The sequence below is a fragment of the Thermosipho sp. (in: thermotogales) genome (assembly GCF_020054775.1).
GTDB lineage: Bacteria > Thermotogota > Thermotogae > Thermotogales > Fervidobacteriaceae > Thermosipho > Thermosipho africanus.
Window position 1 is genome coordinate 1 of sequence record NZ_JAIHAP010000038.1, and the last position, 15,586, is coordinate 15,586.

Sequence of the window (15,586 nt, forward strand, 5' to 3'; positions counted from 1 at the left end):
ATTGATATTTTGGAACCATCACCAAAAACTATAGATGCTTTGATGAAGATTAATCTTCCAGCTGGAGTTGACGTTGAAATCAACTTGTGATTTGAACTTGGAGGTGCTAGAGATGAAAATGATTATTGGAAGAAAAGTTGGAATGACCCGAATCTTTAAGGATGATAAAGTCATTCCCGTAACAGTTATAAAAGCTGGTCCTTGTTATGTTGTTCAGAAGAAAACAATAGATACAGATGGATACAATGCAATACAGATTGGTTTTGAAGAAGCAAAAAAAGTTAATAAGCCAATGGAAGGTGTTTTCAAAAAAGCAGGTGTCAAACCATTGAAAATATTAAAAGAATTCAGAGTAGAAAATCCAGAAGAGTTTGAACTTGGACAAGAAATAAAGGTTGATATTTTTGCCGAAGGTGATAAAATAGATATTACAGGTTGGTCCAAAGGAAGAGGTTTTGCTGGTGCAATGAAAAGATGGGGATTTAGAGGCGGGCCAAAATCTCATGGTGCAAAATTCCATAGAGAACTAGGTTCCGTTGGTCAGCACACAGAACCTGCAAGAATTTTCAAAGGAAAAAAGATGCCGGGACAATATGGTAACGAACGTGTAACAATATTAAACTCAGAAATTGTTAAAATAGACGTAGAGAATAATTTAATAGCAGTAAAAGGTGGCGTCCCAGGAGCGAGAGGCGGCCTTGTCCTTATTAGAACAGCTAAAAGGGGATAAGAGCAAGCCTCGAAAATGAAAAAAGGAGGCATTAGGGATGGCAAAAGTTAGTTTGTTTAACTCAAAAGGTGAAAACATCGGAACAGTTGATTTAAAAGATGAAGTATTTGCTATCGAGCCAAATTTTGATGTTATTTGGCGCTATATTGATATGCAACTTACAAATTCAAGAGCAGGAACAGCTTCTACGAAAACACGTGGAGAAGTGTCCGGTGGTGGAAGAAAACCTTGGATTCAAAAACACACAGGTAGAGCTAGACAAGGTTCAATTAGAGCACCACATTGGAGACACGGTGGTGTAGCTCACGGCCCAAAACCAAGAGTTTATTTTAAGAGATTGAACAAAAAAATGAAAAGACTTGCATTAAAGTCAGCTTTATCTTTAAGACTCAAAGAAGAAAATCTTATCGTTGTTGATGAGATTAAATTCGAAAGGCCAAAAACAAAAGACTTGAGAGAAGTTTTAAAGAACTTGGGACTTGAAAATCAAAAAGTTTTGGTTGTTCTTCCAAAGAAAGTTGAGGAATATGTTAATGTTAAGATTTCTGGACGCAATATTCCAGGAGTTAAAGTTATCATTGCAGACAATCCGGGTGTTGACAGAACAAACATTGATGGATTGAACGTATATGATATTTTGAATCATGACAAACTTGTGCTCCTCCAAGGTACCGTCCAGAAGATCGAGGAGGTGCTTGGCTAATGAAAAACTACGCAGATGTTATTATTAGACCAATTGTTAGTGAAAAATCATATTATGCCAGAGAAGATAGAAAGTATGTTTTTGAAGTTTCTAAAGATGCCAATAAACCACTTATAAAGGAAGCTGTAGAAAAATTGTTTAATGTAAAAGTTGAAAAGGTTAACGTGATAAACGTAAAGCCAAAACCAAAAAGAGATTTAAGACGCGGTGCAATGGCAAGACAAGGATATACTAAATCTTGGAAAAAGGCTATAGTAACTCTTAAAGAAGGGTACACGATTAAGGAATTAGAAGGAGAACATTAAAAGGGGTGAATAATGATGGGTCTTAGAAGATTTAAACCAACAAGCCCTGCAAGAAGACAAATGATAATACCTGATTTTTCCGAAATTACTAAAAAAGAACCGGAAAAATCATTAATTGCTCCACTTAAAAAGACAGGTGGAAGAAATAGCTATGGAAGAGTAACTGTAAGATTTAGAGGTGGCGGGCACAAAAGAAGATACAGAATCATTGATTTTAAAAGAGATAAAGTAGGAGTACCAGCTAGAGTTGTATCTATTGAATACGATCCAAATAGAACGGCAAGAATAGCATTGCTTGTCTATGCAGATGGTGAAAAAAGATATATATTAGCTCCTCAGGGTTTAAATGTTGGTGATACAGTATTGAATGGTCCTGATGCAGAGATTAAGCCAGGTAATGCATTACCACTTGAAAATATTCCAGTTGGTACAATTGTTCATAACGTTGAGTTTATTCCTGGAAAAGGTGGTCAAATAGCAAGATCCGCTGGTACATCATGCCAATTGATGGCAAAAGAAGGAAAATACGCGTTATTGAGAATGCCATCAGGTGAGCTTAGAAAAGTTCCAGTAAAATGTTACGCAACAATCGGAGTAGTTGGAAATGAAGATCACAAAAACGAAGTTGATGGAAAAGCAGGAAGAGTAAGATGGAAAGGTAGAAAACCACATGTTAGAGGTGTTGCAATGAATCCAGTTGATCACCCACATGGTGGTGGTGAAGGAAGAGGAAAAGGACACCATCCACAAAGTCCATGGGGTCAACTTGCTAAAGGTTATAAAACAAGAAGAGGAAAGAAAGCATCAGATAAATTGATTGTAAGAAGAAGAAATGGTTAATGAGGAGGTGCAACGATGGGCAGGTCCACGAAAAAGGGACCTTATGTAGATCCCAAGTTACTAAAAAAAATAAGACAACTTAACGAAGCAGGCGAGAAGAAAATAATTAAAACATGGAGCAGAGCAAGTATGATAGTACCTGAAATGGTTGGACATACAATAGCAGTATATAATGGTTTAAAACACATTCCAGTATACATTACAGAAAATATGGTTGGTCATAGATTAGGTGAATTTTCATTTACCAGAAGATTTGGAGGACACGCTGATAAGTCTGCTAGCAAGGGTCAGGTTAAAAAGTGAGGAGGGTGGAAACAATGCAAGTTCTCATAAAGAGAAACGGAATGAAACGTTCCAAATTCCATAGAGAGAGAAAAGAAAAATTAGCAACAATGCCAGTGTATGAAGCAAGAGCAGTAGCAAAATTTGTTAGAATTTCTCCAAGAAAAGCAAGAAGTGTTGCAAATTCAATTAAAGGTAAAAATGTTTCAGAAGCATTTACAATTCTTGAGTTTTCTCCAAAAAAGGCTGCAAGACTTATAAAAAATGTGTTAAAATCAGCAGTGGCAAATGCTGTTAATAACTATGGGCTTAACGAGGAAAATTTATATGTTTACACATGCTATGTAAACGATGGTCCAAGAATGAAAAGAATTTGGCCAAGAGGTAGAGGAAGTGCAGATATAATTCAAAAAAGGATGTCCCATATTACAGTAATTGTTAGAGACAAGGAAGCCGAAAAGGCTGCAAAGGAAGAAAAGTGATAGAAAGGTGAGGTGGTAAGGTGGGTCAAAAAGTTCATCCACGCGGCTTCAGGCTCGGGATAACAGCAGATTGGCAGGCAACATGGTTTAATGAAAAGAATTACAAGGAATACTTGCTTGAAGACGAAGAAATTAGAAAAGCTATAAAGGATAAATATGCACAAGCAGGAATTAGTGAGATTGTTATTGAAAGGCCAGACTCAGAAAGAGTAATTGCAATTATAAAGTCTGCAAGACCAGGAATAATCATAGGTAAAAAAGGTTCAGAAATAACAGAATTAAGACAAGAACTTGAGAAGAAATTTAACAGAAGATTTATAGTCAATGTTGAGGAAATTAAAAATCCTGAAGTTGATGCACAATTAGTAGCAGAAAATATTGCAAGCAGAATTGAAAAACGTGCATCTTACAAAGTAGTAATGAAAAAAGCTATCTTTAATGCTATGAAAAAAGGTGCAAAGGGTATAAAAATAATGGTTTCTGGAAGACTTGCAGGTGCAGAAATTGCAAGAACAGAGTGGTATTTGAAAGGAAGACTTCCACTTCAAACTATAAAATCAATAATTGATTATGGCACAGCTAGAGCTGAAACAAAATATGGTACAATTGGTATTAAAGTATGGATTTATAAAGGCGACGCCGATATCTGACGTCTAAAGGAGGTAGTACGACATGTTAATGCCAAAAAGAGTTAAGTACAGAAAACAACACAGAGGTAGAATGAAAGGAAATGCAAAGGGCGGAGCATTAGTAAACTTCGGTGAATATGGTCTTAAAGCTATGGAGTCACACTGGATTACAGCACAACAGATAGAAGCATGCAGGATTGCAATTACAAGAACCTTAAAGAAAACAGGTAAACTTTGGATTAGAGTTTTTCCTGATAAATCATATACAAAACACCCGGCTGAGAGTAAGCTAGGTAAAGGTAAAGGAAACGTTGAAGGTTGGGTAGCAGTAGTAAAACCAGGAAAAATTTTATTTGAAATTGGTGGAGTAGACGAAAAGCTTGCTAGAGAAGCATTAGAATATGCTGCTACAAAACTTCCAATAAGAACAAAAATAGTAAAAAGACATGAGATAGGTGGTGAAGCAGTATGAAGGCTGCTGAACTTAGAAATTTAACAAATGAAGAATTGATGAATTTATTAGAAGAAAAGAAAAGAACACTCATGAACTTGAGATTCCAGAATGTTTTGGGACAACTTACGGACTACAGTCAAATTTCAAAGACTAGGAAAGACATAGCAAGAATCAAAACAATTCTCAGGGAAAGAGAATTGGGTGTAAGGAGGTAATTGACATGCCTAAAAAGAAATTGATTGGCGAAGTTGTAAGCGATAAAATGGATAAAACAGTTGTAGTTGCAGTTAGTACATTAGTAAAACACCCGAGAGTGGGGAAATATATTAAGAGAACAAAAAAGTATTATGCACACGATGAAAATAACGAATGTAGAGATGGAGATATAGTTGAAATTATTGAATCAAGACCTTTAAGTAAATTAAAAAGATGGAGAGTACTTAGAATAGTGGAAAGATCAGTTTTTGCAGATGAGACTTTAGACGAAGAATTGGAAGGAGGTAGTAGTGATGATAATTAATGAAAGCTACCTCAATGTTGCAGACAACTCGGGAGCAAAACTTTTAAGAGTTATTAGAGTAATGGGCGGTTCAAGGAGAAAATGGGGAACAGTAGGAGACGTAGTTGTATGTAGTGTTAGAGATGCAGTACCAAACGGAGATTTAAAGAAAGGTGATGTTGTAAAGGCTGTTATTGTTAGAACGAAAAAAGAAATTAGAAGACCAGATGGTACTTATATTCGTTTTGATGATAATGCCGCTGTCGTACTAGATAAATATAACGAGCCTAAGGGGACACGTGTTTTTGGCCCAGTTGCAAAGGAATTAAGAGAAAAAGGATTTATGAAAATTGTCTCCTTAGCGCCTGAAGTATTTTAAGGGGTGATGTGAAGTGGCAAGGAAAATAAGAAAAGGCGATACAGTAATGGTACTTTCTGGAAAAGATAAAGGAAAAACAGGTGAAGTTGTAAGAGTAATTCCAAAAGAAGACAAAGTAGTTGTGAGAGGAGTAAATGTTGTAAAAAGACATCAAAGACCAAATGCACAAATGAGACAAGGTGGAATTATTGAGAAAGAATCACCAATTTATGCTTGTAAGGTTGCATTAGTGTGCCCAAGCTGTGGAAAAGCAACAAGAGTTGGATTCAGATTTTTAGAAGATGGAACAAAAGTAAGGTACTGTAAGAAGTGTGGAGAAGTCATAGATAAGTAAGGAGGCATAGAGCATGCAGTACATACCATTGAAAGAAAAGTATGAAAATGAAATCAAACCTGCAATGATGAAAGAATTTGGATATAAAAATATTCATCAAGTTCCAAGACTAGAAAAAATAGTTATTAATATGGGTATCGGTGAAGGTTCAAGAAATAAAGATGTTATTGATATCCATGCAAAAGAATTAGCACTTATTGCAGGTCAAAAACCTGTTGTTACAAAAGCAAAAAAGAGTATCTCTAACTTTAAAATAAGAAAAGGAATGCCAATAGGTTTGAAAGTAACATTAAGAGGAGTTAACATGTACAACTTCTTGTACAAACTTATTAATTTGGTTCTTCCAAAAGTTAGAGACTTTAGAGGATTGAATCCAAATGGTTTTGATGGTAGAGGAAATTATTCATTTGGATTGACGGAACAGTTGGTCTTTCCTGAAATATCTCCAGATCAAGTTAGAAGAGTCCAAGGAATGGATATTGTAATTGTTACAACTGCTAAAACAGATGATGAAGCAAGAAAATTATTAGAGCTCTTTGGATTCCCGTTTAAAAGATAATAAGGAGGTTTAAATATGGCAAGAAAAGGTCTTGTTGAAAGATGGAAAAAGCCAAAGAAATTTAAAACCAGAGAATATACAAGATGTAAGATTTGTGGAAGAGCACATTCCGTGTATAGAGAATTTGGTATTTGTAGAGTTTGTTTCAGAAAAATGGCCAATGAGGGAAAACTCCCGGGAGTTAGGAAGGCAACATGGTAAAAGGAGGGGAATACAATGTGGAGCGATCCAATAGCTGACATGCTCACTCGAATAAGGAATGCAAATGTTGCATTAAAAGAACAAGTAGATGTACCAGCATCAAACTTGAAAAAAGAAATTGCTGAAATATTAAAAAGAGAAGGATTTATAAAAGATTACACATATATTGAAGATGGAAAACAGGGAATAATAAGAATTCACATGAAATACAAAGGTACAAGAAGAAATAGAGAAAGGGTAATTCATGGTATTGTAAGAGTTTCAAAACCTGGAAGAAGAATATATGTTGGAAAAGATAATCTTCCAAAGGTTAAGAATGGATTAGGTATAGCTATTTTAACAACATCAAAAGGTGTGTTAACTGACAAGCAAGCAAGAGAAATCGGTGTTGGCGGAGAAGTTATTGCCTATATTTGGTAAGGAGGTGTACTCAATGTCCCGTATAGCAAATAAACCTATTGTTATACCAAACGGAGTAGAAGTAAAAGTTGAGGGAAATGTCTTAAAAGTAAAAGGACCACTTGGTGAATTAAAACAAGATTTTTTACCATACGTTAAAGTTGAAATTAATGGTAATGAAATGAATGTAAAACCTAATGTTGATTACATGAAAAGAAGATCAGATTTGAAAAAGATGAAGATGTTTACAGGAACATATTGGAGATTATTTAACAATATGGTAATTGGAGTTACTAAAGGATTTAAAAAGGAACTTGAAATTGTTGGAATAGGTTACAGAGCACAGTTACAAGGAAAGAAACTTGTTATGAATCTTGGATATGCCCATCCAGTTGAAATGGAAATTCCTTCTGATGTAAAAGTAGAAGTACCAAGTCCAAATAAAATAATTGTTAGTGGAATTGATAAACAAAGAGTAGGACAAGTTGCAGCAGATATTAGAAAATGGAGAGAACCAAATGTTTACTCAGGAAAAGGTATTAGATACGTAGGAGAAGTAGTAAGATTGAAAGAAGGAAAGAAAGCATAAAGGGGGTACACTGAGATGATAAAAAAAGAGAACAGGAATTGGAGAAGGAAAAAGAGACATCTAAGTATAAGAAAAAAAATCCATGGAACTGCAGATAGACCAAGGTTGTGTGTATACAAGAGCGAAAAACATATTTATGCCCAAATAATTGATGATGATAAGGGACACACGTTGGTTGCAGCATCAACATTGGATAAGGAATTAAGAGAAACTTTGAAAAAGACCTGGAACAAGGAAGCCGCAAGAGAAGTTGGAAAATTAATTGGTAAAAGAGCAATTGAAAAAGGCATTAAGAAAGTAGTATTTGATAGAGGTGGATACAGATATCACGGAAGAGTTGCAGAACTTGCAGAAGGTGCCAGAGAAGCAGGCTTGGAATTTTAAGGGAGGTGCACTGAATGGCAGACATTGCACAGAAGATAAGAAATACAAGGGAAGATTTTGAAGAAAGAATAGTTGAAATAAGAAGGACAACAAAAGTTACTAAGGGTGGAAAAAATTTATCATTTAGAGTTTTAGCTGTTGTTGGAAATAGAAATGGAAAAGTAGGTGTTGGTGTAGGTAAAGCAAGAGAAGTACCAGATGCAATAAGGAAAGCTTTATCAGCTGCAAGAAGAAATGTATTTGAAGTACCAGTTTATAACGGAACAATTCCTCACGAAATTGTTGGAAGACAAGATGCAGCAAAAGTTTTACTTAAACCAGCAGCACCTGGTACAGGTATAATCTCAAATGGAACCGTCCGTGCTATTGTTGAACTTGCAGGAATTCACAACATTCTTACAAAAACAAGCGGTTCAACAAACCCTGTTGTGCTAGCACAAGCAACAGTTAATGGTTTGAAAAACCTCCTATCATTGGAAAAAATTGCACAGTTGAGAGACATTACTCCACAAGAAGTTATCTATGGTGTAAAAAAGGAGGGTTAATAAATGAAAAAATTAAAAATTACACTTGTTAAAAGTCCAATAGGTTATAAATATGATCAAAAAGATACAGTAAAAAGACTGGGATTAAGAAAGTTAAATTCAACAGTAATAAAAGATGATGTTCCTCAAATTAGAGGCATGATTAGGAAAGTAAGGCATTTAGTTAAGGTAGAGGAAATAGAGGAATAAGGAGGTAATATAATATGAGGTTATCAGATATAAGACCTACTCCTGGTTCCATGAGAAAAAGAATTAGAGTGGGTAGAGGAATTGGTTCTGGAAAAGGAAAAACATCTGGTAAGGGTCACAAAGGTCAAAAAGCAAGAGGAACTGGAAAAGTTCATCCATGGTTTGAAGGTGGTCAAACACCTATTCATAGAAGACTTCCAAAATTTGGATTCAAAAACTTTACTAAGAAAGTATATACAGTTGTTAACGTTGAAGATCTTGAAAGAAAATTTAATTCTGGTGATGAAGTAACACCTGAAAAATTACTTGAAGTTGGTTTAATTAAGAAAATCAATGATGGAGTTAAAATTTTAGGAAATGGAGAAATTACAAAACCTCTGACAGTAGTAGCCCATGCCTTTAGTTCAAGTGCCAGGAGGAAGATTGAAGCCGTAGGCGGCAAGGCAGAGGTGATTTAATAATGTGGAAAGCGTTAAAGAACGCATTTAAAATTCCTGAATTGCGCGATAGAATAGTATTTACTCTGTTAATGTTAATTGTTTTTAGACTAGGTATATATATTCCGGTTCCTGGGGTGAACTTAAAGGCATGGGGGGCTGCCTTTTCTCAAATGGGTACAGGTAGTGCAGGGGGCTTGTTAAGTTTTTATGATGTATTTACCGGTGGTGCGTTTAGAAGTTTTTCTATTTTTGCTTTGAGTGTTACACCTTACATTAACGCGTCTATTATTTTGCAATTGCTTTCTTCAGTTATTCCTTCATTAAAGGAAATGTTGAAAGAAGGAGAAGAAGGAAGAAAGAAATTCCAAAGAATAACAAGAAATTTAACAGTTTTACTTGGTGCAATTCAAGCATTTGTTATTTCCTTTGGACTTGCAAGAGGGTTTGAAAATATTCTTGTCATTCCACTTTGGACTTTTGTATTTTTGGCAACAGTTTCTCTTCTTGCTGGAACAATGTTCTTACTTTGGATTGGTGATAGGATTACCGAAAAAGGTATTGGAAACGGAATTAGTGTTTTAATATTTGCTGGAATTGTTGCAAGATATCCAACTTACTTTAGAACAGCAGTTCTTGGTGGTTTGAATATCTTTGAATGGATTTTCTTACTTGGTGTAATGTTCTTGATGGTTATTGGAATTATTTATGTACAACAAGCAGAAAGAAGAATAATGGTTCAATATGCTTCAAGAATGGTTGGAAGAAGAATTTATGGTGGAACATCAACCCATATACCAATTAAAGTTAATCACAGTGGTGTTATACCTATAATTTTTGGTTGGGCAATTGTTTCAATCCCAGTTGGAATCGCACAACTTACAAACTCTGAGACGGCAAAATCCTTGTTCTCAATGACCAGTCCATTAGTAATTACAATTTATGCAGTGTTGATTTTCTTCTTTACGTACTTTTATAGTGTTGTTGTTTTTGATCCAAAAGATATTGCACAAAATATTAAGAGCTATGGTGGTTACATTCCTGGTATAAGACCTGGAAAACCAACAGAACAATATATAACAAGAGTATTAAATAGAATCACATTTGTCGGAGCACTCTTTTTGGTAGCAATAGCACTTGTTCCTTATCTTGTTCAAGGTGTAACGGGAGTAAATATTTGGTTAGGTGGAACAAGTGCATTAATTGCAGTTGGTGTGGCTCTTGACATAGCTCAACAAATGGAAGCACACTTGATTATGAGAAATTACGAAGGTTTTGTTAAAAAGGGTAAACTCCCAGGAAGGAGATGATAAATATGAATATGGTCTTCCTGGGGCCCCCCGGGGCAGGTAAAGGAACATATGCTAAAAGATTAGTAGAAATGCTCAATATACCACACATATCAACTGGTGATATGTTTAGAGAAGCAGTTGCTTCTAAAAGTGAGCTTGGAAAAAAGGTTGAGGAAATATTAAAACGCGGGGATCTAGTGCCAGATGATTTAACTAACTCAATTGTCAAAGATAGATTGTCTAAAGAAGATTGTAAAAATGGCTTTATCTTGGACGGTTTTCCAAGAACGGTAGCTCAAGCAAAAGCATTAGATGAAATAATGAGGTCGCTTGGAAAAGATTTAGATTATGTGATTTATTTTGAAGTTGATGAAGAGGAAGTAGTTAAAAGAATTAGTAATAGAAGAATATGTAGTAATTGTGGAAAGATATACAATTTAATTACACTACCTCCAAAGGTTGATGGAAAATGTGATGTCTGTGGTGGTACGCTTTACCAGAGAGAAGATGATAAAGAAGAAGTAGTAAGAAAAAGATACAAAGTTTATATGGAAAACACATATCCTGTAATAGAATATTATCAAAAATCTAACAAACTTTTTACAGTTAATGGTGCTTTAGATGTTGATTCAGTAATAAAAGAAGTATTAAATATTATCAGAAGGTGAGGAAGTTGATTTATATTAAATCAAAGGAAGAAATTGAAAAGATAAAAATAGCTTCTCAAGCGGTTGGAACAATATTATCCGAGGCTAAAAAAGTAGCAGTTGAAGGAGCTAGTGCTTGGGATGTTGAGCTTCTTGCTGAAAAAATTTTGAAAGAGTTGAAGTGTGCACCTGCATTTAAAGGTTATAACGGTTATCCATATATTACAACTGTTTCAGTAAATGACGAAGTTATTCATGGTTTTCCTTTGAAAAAGAAAGTGTTTAAAAAAGGGGATATAGTTTCAATAGATGTTGGTGCAATATATGAAGGGTACTATGGTGATGGAGCGTATACGTATATAATCGGTGAAACAGATGAGATTGGTACAAAGTTAGTAGAAGTCACAAAAAAGTCTTTGGAAATAGCTATAGAGACTGTAAGAGCTGGAATTAGATTAGGAGATGTATCATACGAGATACAAAAATATGTTGAAGAAAATGGATTTAATGTTGTTAGAGATTTTGTGGGGCATGGAGTCGGGAAAAAATTACACGAAGATCCTCAAATACCAAATTATGGTAAAAAAGGAACGGGAGTAATACTCAGAGAAGGTATGACAATTGCTATAGAACCAATGGTTACTGAAGGCGGCTGGCACGTAGTAATTTTGGATGATGGTTGGACTGTGGTTACTAAAGATGGGAAAAGAGCGGCACATTTTGAACACACATTGTTAGTAAAAAAGGATGGATGTGAAGTTTTAACCCGGCGGGGTGATGGATTTGTCGAATAAGGAAGATATTATTAAGATGGAAGGTACAATTGTTGAGGCTTTACCTAATGCAATGTTTAGAGTAGAGCTTGAAAACGGCCACAAAATTTTGGCACATATCAGTGGAAAAATGCGGAAGAATTTTATAAGGCTAGTGCCTGGAGACAAAGTTGTTGTTGAACTTACTATCTACGACTTAACTAAGGGAAGAATAGTCTATAGGAAAAAGTCATAAAAAGAAAGGAGAGAGGAACTATGAAAGTGCAATCCTCAGTTAAGAAAAGATGCGAGCATTGTAAGATAATAAAAAGAAAAGGAAGAGTATACGTAATTTGTAAAGTAAATCCAAAGCATAATCAGAAGCAGGGTTGAGGAGGGAGATAGATGGCTCGTATCGTCGGTGTTGAAATACCAAACGACAAGAAGGTAGAAATAGCGCTTACATATATATACGGTATTGGTAGAACAAGAGCAAAACAAATTTGTGAAGCAACAAATATTGATCCAGATAAAAGAGTTAGAGAATTAAACGATGAGGAAATCAGTAAAATAGCAACATACATCCAACAAAATTTCAAAGTTGAAGGTGAATTGAGAACTGAAGTTATGCAAAATATAAAAAGGCTAATTGACATTGGATGTTACAGAGGATTTAGACACAAATTAGGCTTGCCAGTTAGAGGTCAAAAAACAAAGTCAAATGCAAGAACTAGAAAAGGTCCAAGACCAAGTAGAATCAAAAAGAAAAAATAGGGAGGGACATAAATGGCCAAAAAAACACGTAGAGTAGTAAAAAGAAAAAAGAAATTAGCAGTTGATCGTGGAGTAGTTCACATAAAATCCACATATAACAATACAATAATTACTTTGACCGATCCAGATGGTAAAGTAATCACCTGGGGTAGTGGAGGAACTGCTGGATTTCAAGGAACAAGAAAAGGTACTCCATATGCAGCACAGCTTGCAGCCGACCAGGTTGCTAAAGAAGCAGTCAAGCTTGGTATGAAAAAAGTTGACATTTTGGTAAAAGGCCCAGGTTCAGGAAGAGAAGCTGCAATAAGAACATTCCAAGCAGCTGGACTCGAGATAGGAGTAATAAAAGATGTTACACCAATTCCATTCAATGGCTGCAGGCCAAAGAAGAAAAGAGTTTAAGGGAGGGAAATAAATGGCTAGATATACAGGTCCACAATGTAAACTTTGCAGACGCGAAGGAATGAAGTTGTACCTGAAAGGTGAGAGGTGCTTTACAGATAAATGTGCTTTTGACAGAAGACCTTTTGCTCCAGGTGATCATGGAAGAGATAAGAAAAAATTAACTCAGTACGGAATTCAATTGAGGGCAAAACAAACGATGAAGAGAATTTACGGAGTTCTTGAAACACAATTTAGAAGATATTATGAAACAGCTTCCAGAAAATCAGGAGATACCCGTGAAAATCTTGTAGTTCAAGTAGAAAGAAGACTCGATAACGTAGTATATAGACTCGGATTTGCAGTTAATAGAACAACTGCAAGGCAGCTAGTAAATCATGGACATGTTTTGGTAAATGGTAGAAAGGTTACTATTCCTTCTTACCAAGTAAGACCAGGCGATGTAATAGAAATAAGGGAAAAGAGTAGAGATATTTTACCAGTTAAAAACGCAATTGAGTTGAATAAAGATAAAAATAGAATGCCTTGGCTCACAGTTGATTATGAAAATTATAAAGGTACATACGAAAGAAATCCAAAACTAGAAGAAGTTATTGATCTTCCAGTTGATGTACAAGCAATTATCGAATTGTACTCGAGGTGATAAAATATGGAATTTGTTATGCCTAAAAGACTTAAGATGGAGGAGCACAAAGAATCGGATGATTACTATTATGCACGTTATGTGCTTTCTCCTCTTGAAAAAGGTTATGCTACAACAATTGGAAATACATTGAGAAGAGTTTTGCTATCTTCAATACCTTCTCTTGCAATAACGGATGTAAAATTTGTAAGGCCAGAAAAATATCATGAATTTGATACTATCGAAGGTGTAAAAGAAGATATTCTTGAGATTCTTTTAAATTTAAAAAAAGTTCAGCTTTCAATGGAAGATTATGTAGAAGATCCTGTTGAGTTGACAATTCAACATAAAGGTGCTGGTGAGATAAAAGCAGGGGATATAATAGTTCCAGCAGGTGTGAGTGTAACAAATCCTAATTTACATATTGCAACTTTAAATGAAGATGCAGACCTAGAAATAAAGCTTTATGCAACTATAGGAAAAGGATTTGTACCTGCAGCAGAAAGAAACGAAAAACCTGATATAGGTTGGATAGTTTTAGATGGAGTTTATAACCCAGTTTTAAAAGTTAACTGGATTGCAGAAAATGTTAGGGTTGGTAAAAAAACAGACTACGATAAGTTAGTATTGGAAATATGGACAAAGAAGAATATTAAGCCATCTGATGCATTAAAGAAAGCTGTAAAAATAATAAATGATCACTTTAGAATTATTGAAGAAAGTTTTGGAGAATTTGATGAAGAAAATGATATCGCTGAAGTAAGTGAAGTAAGCACAGTTGAGGAAGAAGAAGTTGTTGATGAAAATGATATTTTGAGTAGAAAAATTGATGAGTTAGATTTATCAATGCGTGCACTAAATTGCTTAAAACGCGATAAAATTGAAACAATTGGTGATTTGTTGAGTAGAGGAGAAGAGGAACTATTGAAAATCAAAAATTTTGGTCAAAAATCACTTGATGAAGTAAAAGAAAAGTTGATGGAAAAGTTTGGGCTCAGCTTCGGAAAGGGGGAAAGTTGAAATGAGACATCGAATGAAAAGACACAGAATAGGTAGATATGGAAGTCATAGAAAAGCAACTTTAAGAAATCTCTCAAGAGAAATTGTTGAACACGGTAGTATAATTACAACAACTCCAAAGGCAAAGGCTGTACAAATTTTCTTTGAAAAGTTAATGACAAAGGCTGTAAAAGCAAAAAAAGCTGATAAAAAGGAAAGAGAAGTTGCATTGAGAAGAGAAATATTCAAAGCACTTGGAGATAGAAGATTGGTGAACAAATTAGTCGATGAAATTGCTCCAAAATACTTAGATAGACAAGGTGGATATACAGCAATTTATAAGGTTGGTCCAAGAAGAGGCGACGGTGCAGAAATGTCATTAATTAAGCTTGTAATAGAAGAGTAAGGGGGAATACCCCCTTTTTTACTCTTGAGGAGGTGCGGTATGGAAATTAAAGAACTTGGTGTTGATAAAAACATTGTGACAAAAGAATTTATATTTGATTCTGCAGAGATACAAAGAGCTGAAAAGAGAACATTAAACGAACTTAATAGAAAGTACACTATAGAGGGATTTAGGAAGGGTAAAGTTCCTCTTTCTGTTTTTAAAGCTAGATTTGGAAAGGATTTTTATGATTATTTTGTTTTCGAACAATTAGTTGAAGAAACATATAAATCATTTGAGGAAGAGTCAAATTTGTTACTTATACCAGAAATTGCAGAAAAAGAAATAAATAGTGAAAGTGCAAGAATAGTTGTTAATTTTCACAAAAAACCAGTAGCAAAAGTAGATTTTGAGAAAATTAAGGTGAAAGTAGCAAACAAAGATCAAGTTTTAGAAAATTATCTTGATTTAAGATTAAAAACATTAAGAGAGGAAAATGCAGTATTAGAGCCAAAAGAAGGACCAGCAGAGTTTGATGATTTAGTAAGAGTTAAGACATACGTAACTAACAAAGAAACGGGAAAGGTTTTGGTCGATGGTAATGAAGATGAGTATGTACTCTATAAAGATGATGAAAGACCTACGATTCAAAATCTTGTAGGACACAAAAAAGGCGATGTTGTTGAATTTGATAGAGAATTTCAAAAAGGTGAAGAAGAAAAAATAGTTTATAACTACAAAATAGAGATTTTAGATGTTTACAAGAGAATTCT

Annotated in this window: 32 protein-coding genes; all 32 read left to right on the forward strand. The window is 34.8% G+C overall.

Annotated features, from left to right (window positions below):
• On the forward strand, positions 1 to 90 hold a 90-nt coding region (locus tag JG780_RS07135; protein ID WP_353844455.1), incomplete at its 5' end, for a 30S ribosomal protein S10.
• Positions 91 to 112: 22 nt separating this feature from the next.
• Positions 113 to 730 (forward strand): 50S ribosomal protein L3, encoded by a 618-nt coding sequence (rplC, locus tag JG780_RS07140; RefSeq protein WP_287569821.1) that lies wholly within the window; start codon positions 113 to 115, stop codon positions 728 to 730.
• A gap of 37 nt (positions 731 to 767) precedes the next feature.
• Positions 768 to 1,433 (forward strand): 50S ribosomal protein L4, encoded by a 666-nt coding sequence (gene rplD, locus JG780_RS07145; protein ID WP_126992588.1) that lies wholly within the window; start codon positions 768 to 770, stop codon positions 1,431 to 1,433.
• Complete coding sequence (gene rplW / locus JG780_RS07150) at positions 1,433 to 1,738, forward strand: 50S ribosomal protein L23 (RefSeq protein WP_004101443.1); 306 nt, start codon at positions 1,433 to 1,435, stop codon at positions 1,736 to 1,738. Before rplD ends, rplW begins: the two co-directional genes overlap by 1 nt.
• Positions 1,739 to 1,753: 15 nt before the next feature.
• Positions 1,754 to 2,578 (forward strand): 50S ribosomal protein L2, encoded by an 825-nt coding sequence (gene rplB, locus JG780_RS07155; protein ID WP_114702719.1) that lies wholly within the window; start codon positions 1,754 to 1,756, stop codon positions 2,576 to 2,578.
• 15 nt (positions 2,579 to 2,593) lie between these two features.
• Positions 2,594 to 2,881, forward strand: coding sequence for a 30S ribosomal protein S19 (rpsS, locus tag JG780_RS07160; RefSeq protein ID WP_004101445.1), 288 nt, complete (start codon positions 2,594 to 2,596; stop codon positions 2,879 to 2,881).
• Between the two features lie 14 nt (positions 2,882 to 2,895).
• Entirely contained in the window at positions 2,896 to 3,342 is a 447-nt protein-coding gene (gene rplV, locus JG780_RS07165) for a 50S ribosomal protein L22 (protein WP_287569822.1), read from the forward strand.
• Positions 3,343 to 3,362: 20 nt separating this feature from the next.
• Entirely contained in the window at positions 3,363 to 3,992 is a 630-nt protein-coding gene (gene rpsC, locus JG780_RS07170) for a 30S ribosomal protein S3 (RefSeq protein WP_287569823.1), read from the forward strand.
• 22 nt (positions 3,993 to 4,014) lie between these two features.
• Positions 4,015 to 4,443, forward strand: a complete 429-nt coding sequence (gene rplP, locus JG780_RS07175) for a 50S ribosomal protein L16 (protein ID WP_004101449.1) — start codon at positions 4,015 to 4,017, stop codon at positions 4,441 to 4,443.
• Complete coding sequence (gene rpmC / locus JG780_RS07180; RefSeq protein ID WP_004101450.1) at positions 4,440 to 4,640, forward strand: 50S ribosomal protein L29; 201 nt, start codon at positions 4,440 to 4,442, stop codon at positions 4,638 to 4,640. The genes rplP and rpmC overlap by 4 nt, the downstream gene beginning before the upstream one ends.
• Before the next feature lie 5 nt (positions 4,641 to 4,645).
• Positions 4,646 to 4,945, forward strand: a complete 300-nt coding sequence (gene rpsQ, locus JG780_RS07185) for a 30S ribosomal protein S17 (protein WP_004101457.1) — start codon at positions 4,646 to 4,648, stop codon at positions 4,943 to 4,945.
• The gene (gene rplN, locus JG780_RS07190; protein ID WP_004101458.1) at positions 4,935 to 5,303 is read left to right on the forward strand and encodes a 50S ribosomal protein L14; all 369 of its coding nucleotides are present in this window, start codon (positions 4,935 to 4,937) and stop codon (positions 5,301 to 5,303) included. Before rpsQ ends, rplN begins: the two co-directional genes overlap by 11 nt.
• 13 nt (positions 5,304 to 5,316) lie before the next feature.
• Positions 5,317 to 5,637, forward strand: coding sequence for a 50S ribosomal protein L24 (rplX, locus tag JG780_RS07195; protein WP_004101460.1), 321 nt, complete (start codon positions 5,317 to 5,319; stop codon positions 5,635 to 5,637).
• Positions 5,638 to 5,650: 13 nt separating this feature from the next.
• Positions 5,651 to 6,196 (forward strand): 50S ribosomal protein L5, encoded by a 546-nt coding sequence (rplE, locus tag JG780_RS07200; protein ID WP_004101462.1) that lies wholly within the window; start codon positions 5,651 to 5,653, stop codon positions 6,194 to 6,196.
• Between the two features lie 15 nt (positions 6,197 to 6,211).
• Positions 6,212 to 6,397 (forward strand): type Z 30S ribosomal protein S14, encoded by a 186-nt coding sequence (locus JG780_RS07205; protein ID WP_004101463.1) that lies wholly within the window; start codon positions 6,212 to 6,214, stop codon positions 6,395 to 6,397.
• A gap of 15 nt (positions 6,398 to 6,412) precedes the next feature.
• A complete protein-coding gene (gene rpsH / locus JG780_RS07210; protein ID WP_004101465.1) occupies positions 6,413 to 6,817 on the forward strand; it encodes a 30S ribosomal protein S8 in 405 nt (134 codons plus the stop codon).
• Positions 6,818 to 6,830: 13 nt separating this feature from the next.
• Positions 6,831 to 7,385: a 50S ribosomal protein L6 gene (rplF, locus tag JG780_RS07215; protein ID WP_004101466.1), complete on the forward strand. Its 555-nt coding sequence runs from the start codon at positions 6,831 to 6,833 to the stop codon at positions 7,383 to 7,385.
• A gap of 15 nt (positions 7,386 to 7,400) precedes the next feature.
• The gene (gene rplR / locus JG780_RS07220; RefSeq protein WP_004101467.1) at positions 7,401 to 7,769 is read left to right on the forward strand and encodes a 50S ribosomal protein L18; all 369 of its coding nucleotides are present in this window, start codon (positions 7,401 to 7,403) and stop codon (positions 7,767 to 7,769) included.
• A 14-nt stretch (positions 7,770 to 7,783) separates the two neighbouring features.
• Positions 7,784 to 8,314: a 30S ribosomal protein S5 gene (rpsE, locus tag JG780_RS07225; RefSeq protein WP_287569825.1), complete on the forward strand. Its 531-nt coding sequence runs from the start codon at positions 7,784 to 7,786 to the stop codon at positions 8,312 to 8,314.
• Between the two features lie 3 nt (positions 8,315 to 8,317).
• Complete coding sequence (gene rpmD / locus JG780_RS07230; RefSeq protein WP_004101469.1) at positions 8,318 to 8,503, forward strand: 50S ribosomal protein L30; 186 nt, start codon at positions 8,318 to 8,320, stop codon at positions 8,501 to 8,503.
• Positions 8,504 to 8,517: 14 nt separating this feature from the next.
• On the forward strand, positions 8,518 to 8,961 hold the full coding sequence (gene rplO, locus JG780_RS07235; protein WP_004101471.1) for a 50S ribosomal protein L15: 444 nt from the start codon (positions 8,518 to 8,520) through the stop codon (positions 8,959 to 8,961).
• A 2-nt stretch (positions 8,962 to 8,963) separates the two neighbouring features.
• A complete protein-coding gene (gene secY / locus JG780_RS07240; protein ID WP_114702721.1) occupies positions 8,964 to 10,250 on the forward strand; it encodes a preprotein translocase subunit SecY in 1,287 nt (428 codons plus the stop codon).
• A gap of 5 nt (positions 10,251 to 10,255) precedes the next feature.
• Positions 10,256 to 10,900, forward strand: a complete 645-nt coding sequence (locus tag JG780_RS07245; protein WP_287569826.1) for an adenylate kinase — start codon at positions 10,256 to 10,258, stop codon at positions 10,898 to 10,900.
• A gap of 5 nt (positions 10,901 to 10,905) precedes the next feature.
• On the forward strand, positions 10,906 to 11,673 hold the full coding sequence (map, locus tag JG780_RS07250) for a type I methionyl aminopeptidase (protein WP_287569827.1): 768 nt from the start codon (positions 10,906 to 10,908) through the stop codon (positions 11,671 to 11,673).
• Positions 11,657 to 11,887 (forward strand): translation initiation factor IF-1, encoded by a 231-nt coding sequence (gene infA / locus JG780_RS07255; RefSeq protein WP_038042330.1) that lies wholly within the window; start codon positions 11,657 to 11,659, stop codon positions 11,885 to 11,887. Before map ends, infA begins: the two co-directional genes overlap by 17 nt.
• Positions 11,888 to 11,907: 20 nt before the next feature.
• Positions 11,908 to 12,024 (forward strand): 50S ribosomal protein L36, encoded by a 117-nt coding sequence (gene rpmJ / locus JG780_RS07260; protein ID WP_012057198.1) that lies wholly within the window; start codon positions 11,908 to 11,910, stop codon positions 12,022 to 12,024.
• Positions 12,025 to 12,036: 12 nt separating this feature from the next.
• Complete coding sequence (rpsM, locus tag JG780_RS07265; protein ID WP_004101491.1) at positions 12,037 to 12,405, forward strand: 30S ribosomal protein S13; 369 nt, start codon at positions 12,037 to 12,039, stop codon at positions 12,403 to 12,405.
• Positions 12,406 to 12,417: 12 nt separating this feature from the next.
• Positions 12,418 to 12,807 (forward strand): 30S ribosomal protein S11, encoded by a 390-nt coding sequence (rpsK, locus tag JG780_RS07270; RefSeq protein ID WP_126992599.1) that lies wholly within the window; start codon positions 12,418 to 12,420, stop codon positions 12,805 to 12,807.
• A 13-nt stretch (positions 12,808 to 12,820) separates the two neighbouring features.
• Positions 12,821 to 13,450 (forward strand): 30S ribosomal protein S4, encoded by a 630-nt coding sequence (gene rpsD / locus JG780_RS07275; protein WP_114702723.1) that lies wholly within the window; start codon positions 12,821 to 12,823, stop codon positions 13,448 to 13,450.
• Between the two features lie 6 nt (positions 13,451 to 13,456).
• Positions 13,457 to 14,449, forward strand: coding sequence for a DNA-directed RNA polymerase subunit alpha (locus JG780_RS07280; RefSeq protein ID WP_287569834.1), 993 nt, complete (start codon positions 13,457 to 13,459; stop codon positions 14,447 to 14,449).
• Position 14,450: 1 nt separating this feature from the next.
• Entirely contained in the window at positions 14,451 to 14,834 is a 384-nt protein-coding gene (gene rplQ / locus JG780_RS07285) for a 50S ribosomal protein L17 (protein WP_004101498.1), read from the forward strand.
• A 39-nt stretch (positions 14,835 to 14,873) separates the two neighbouring features.
• Positions 14,874 to 15,586: trigger factor (locus JG780_RS07290; protein ID WP_287569836.1), on the forward strand; the 713-nt coding region annotated here is incomplete at its 3' end.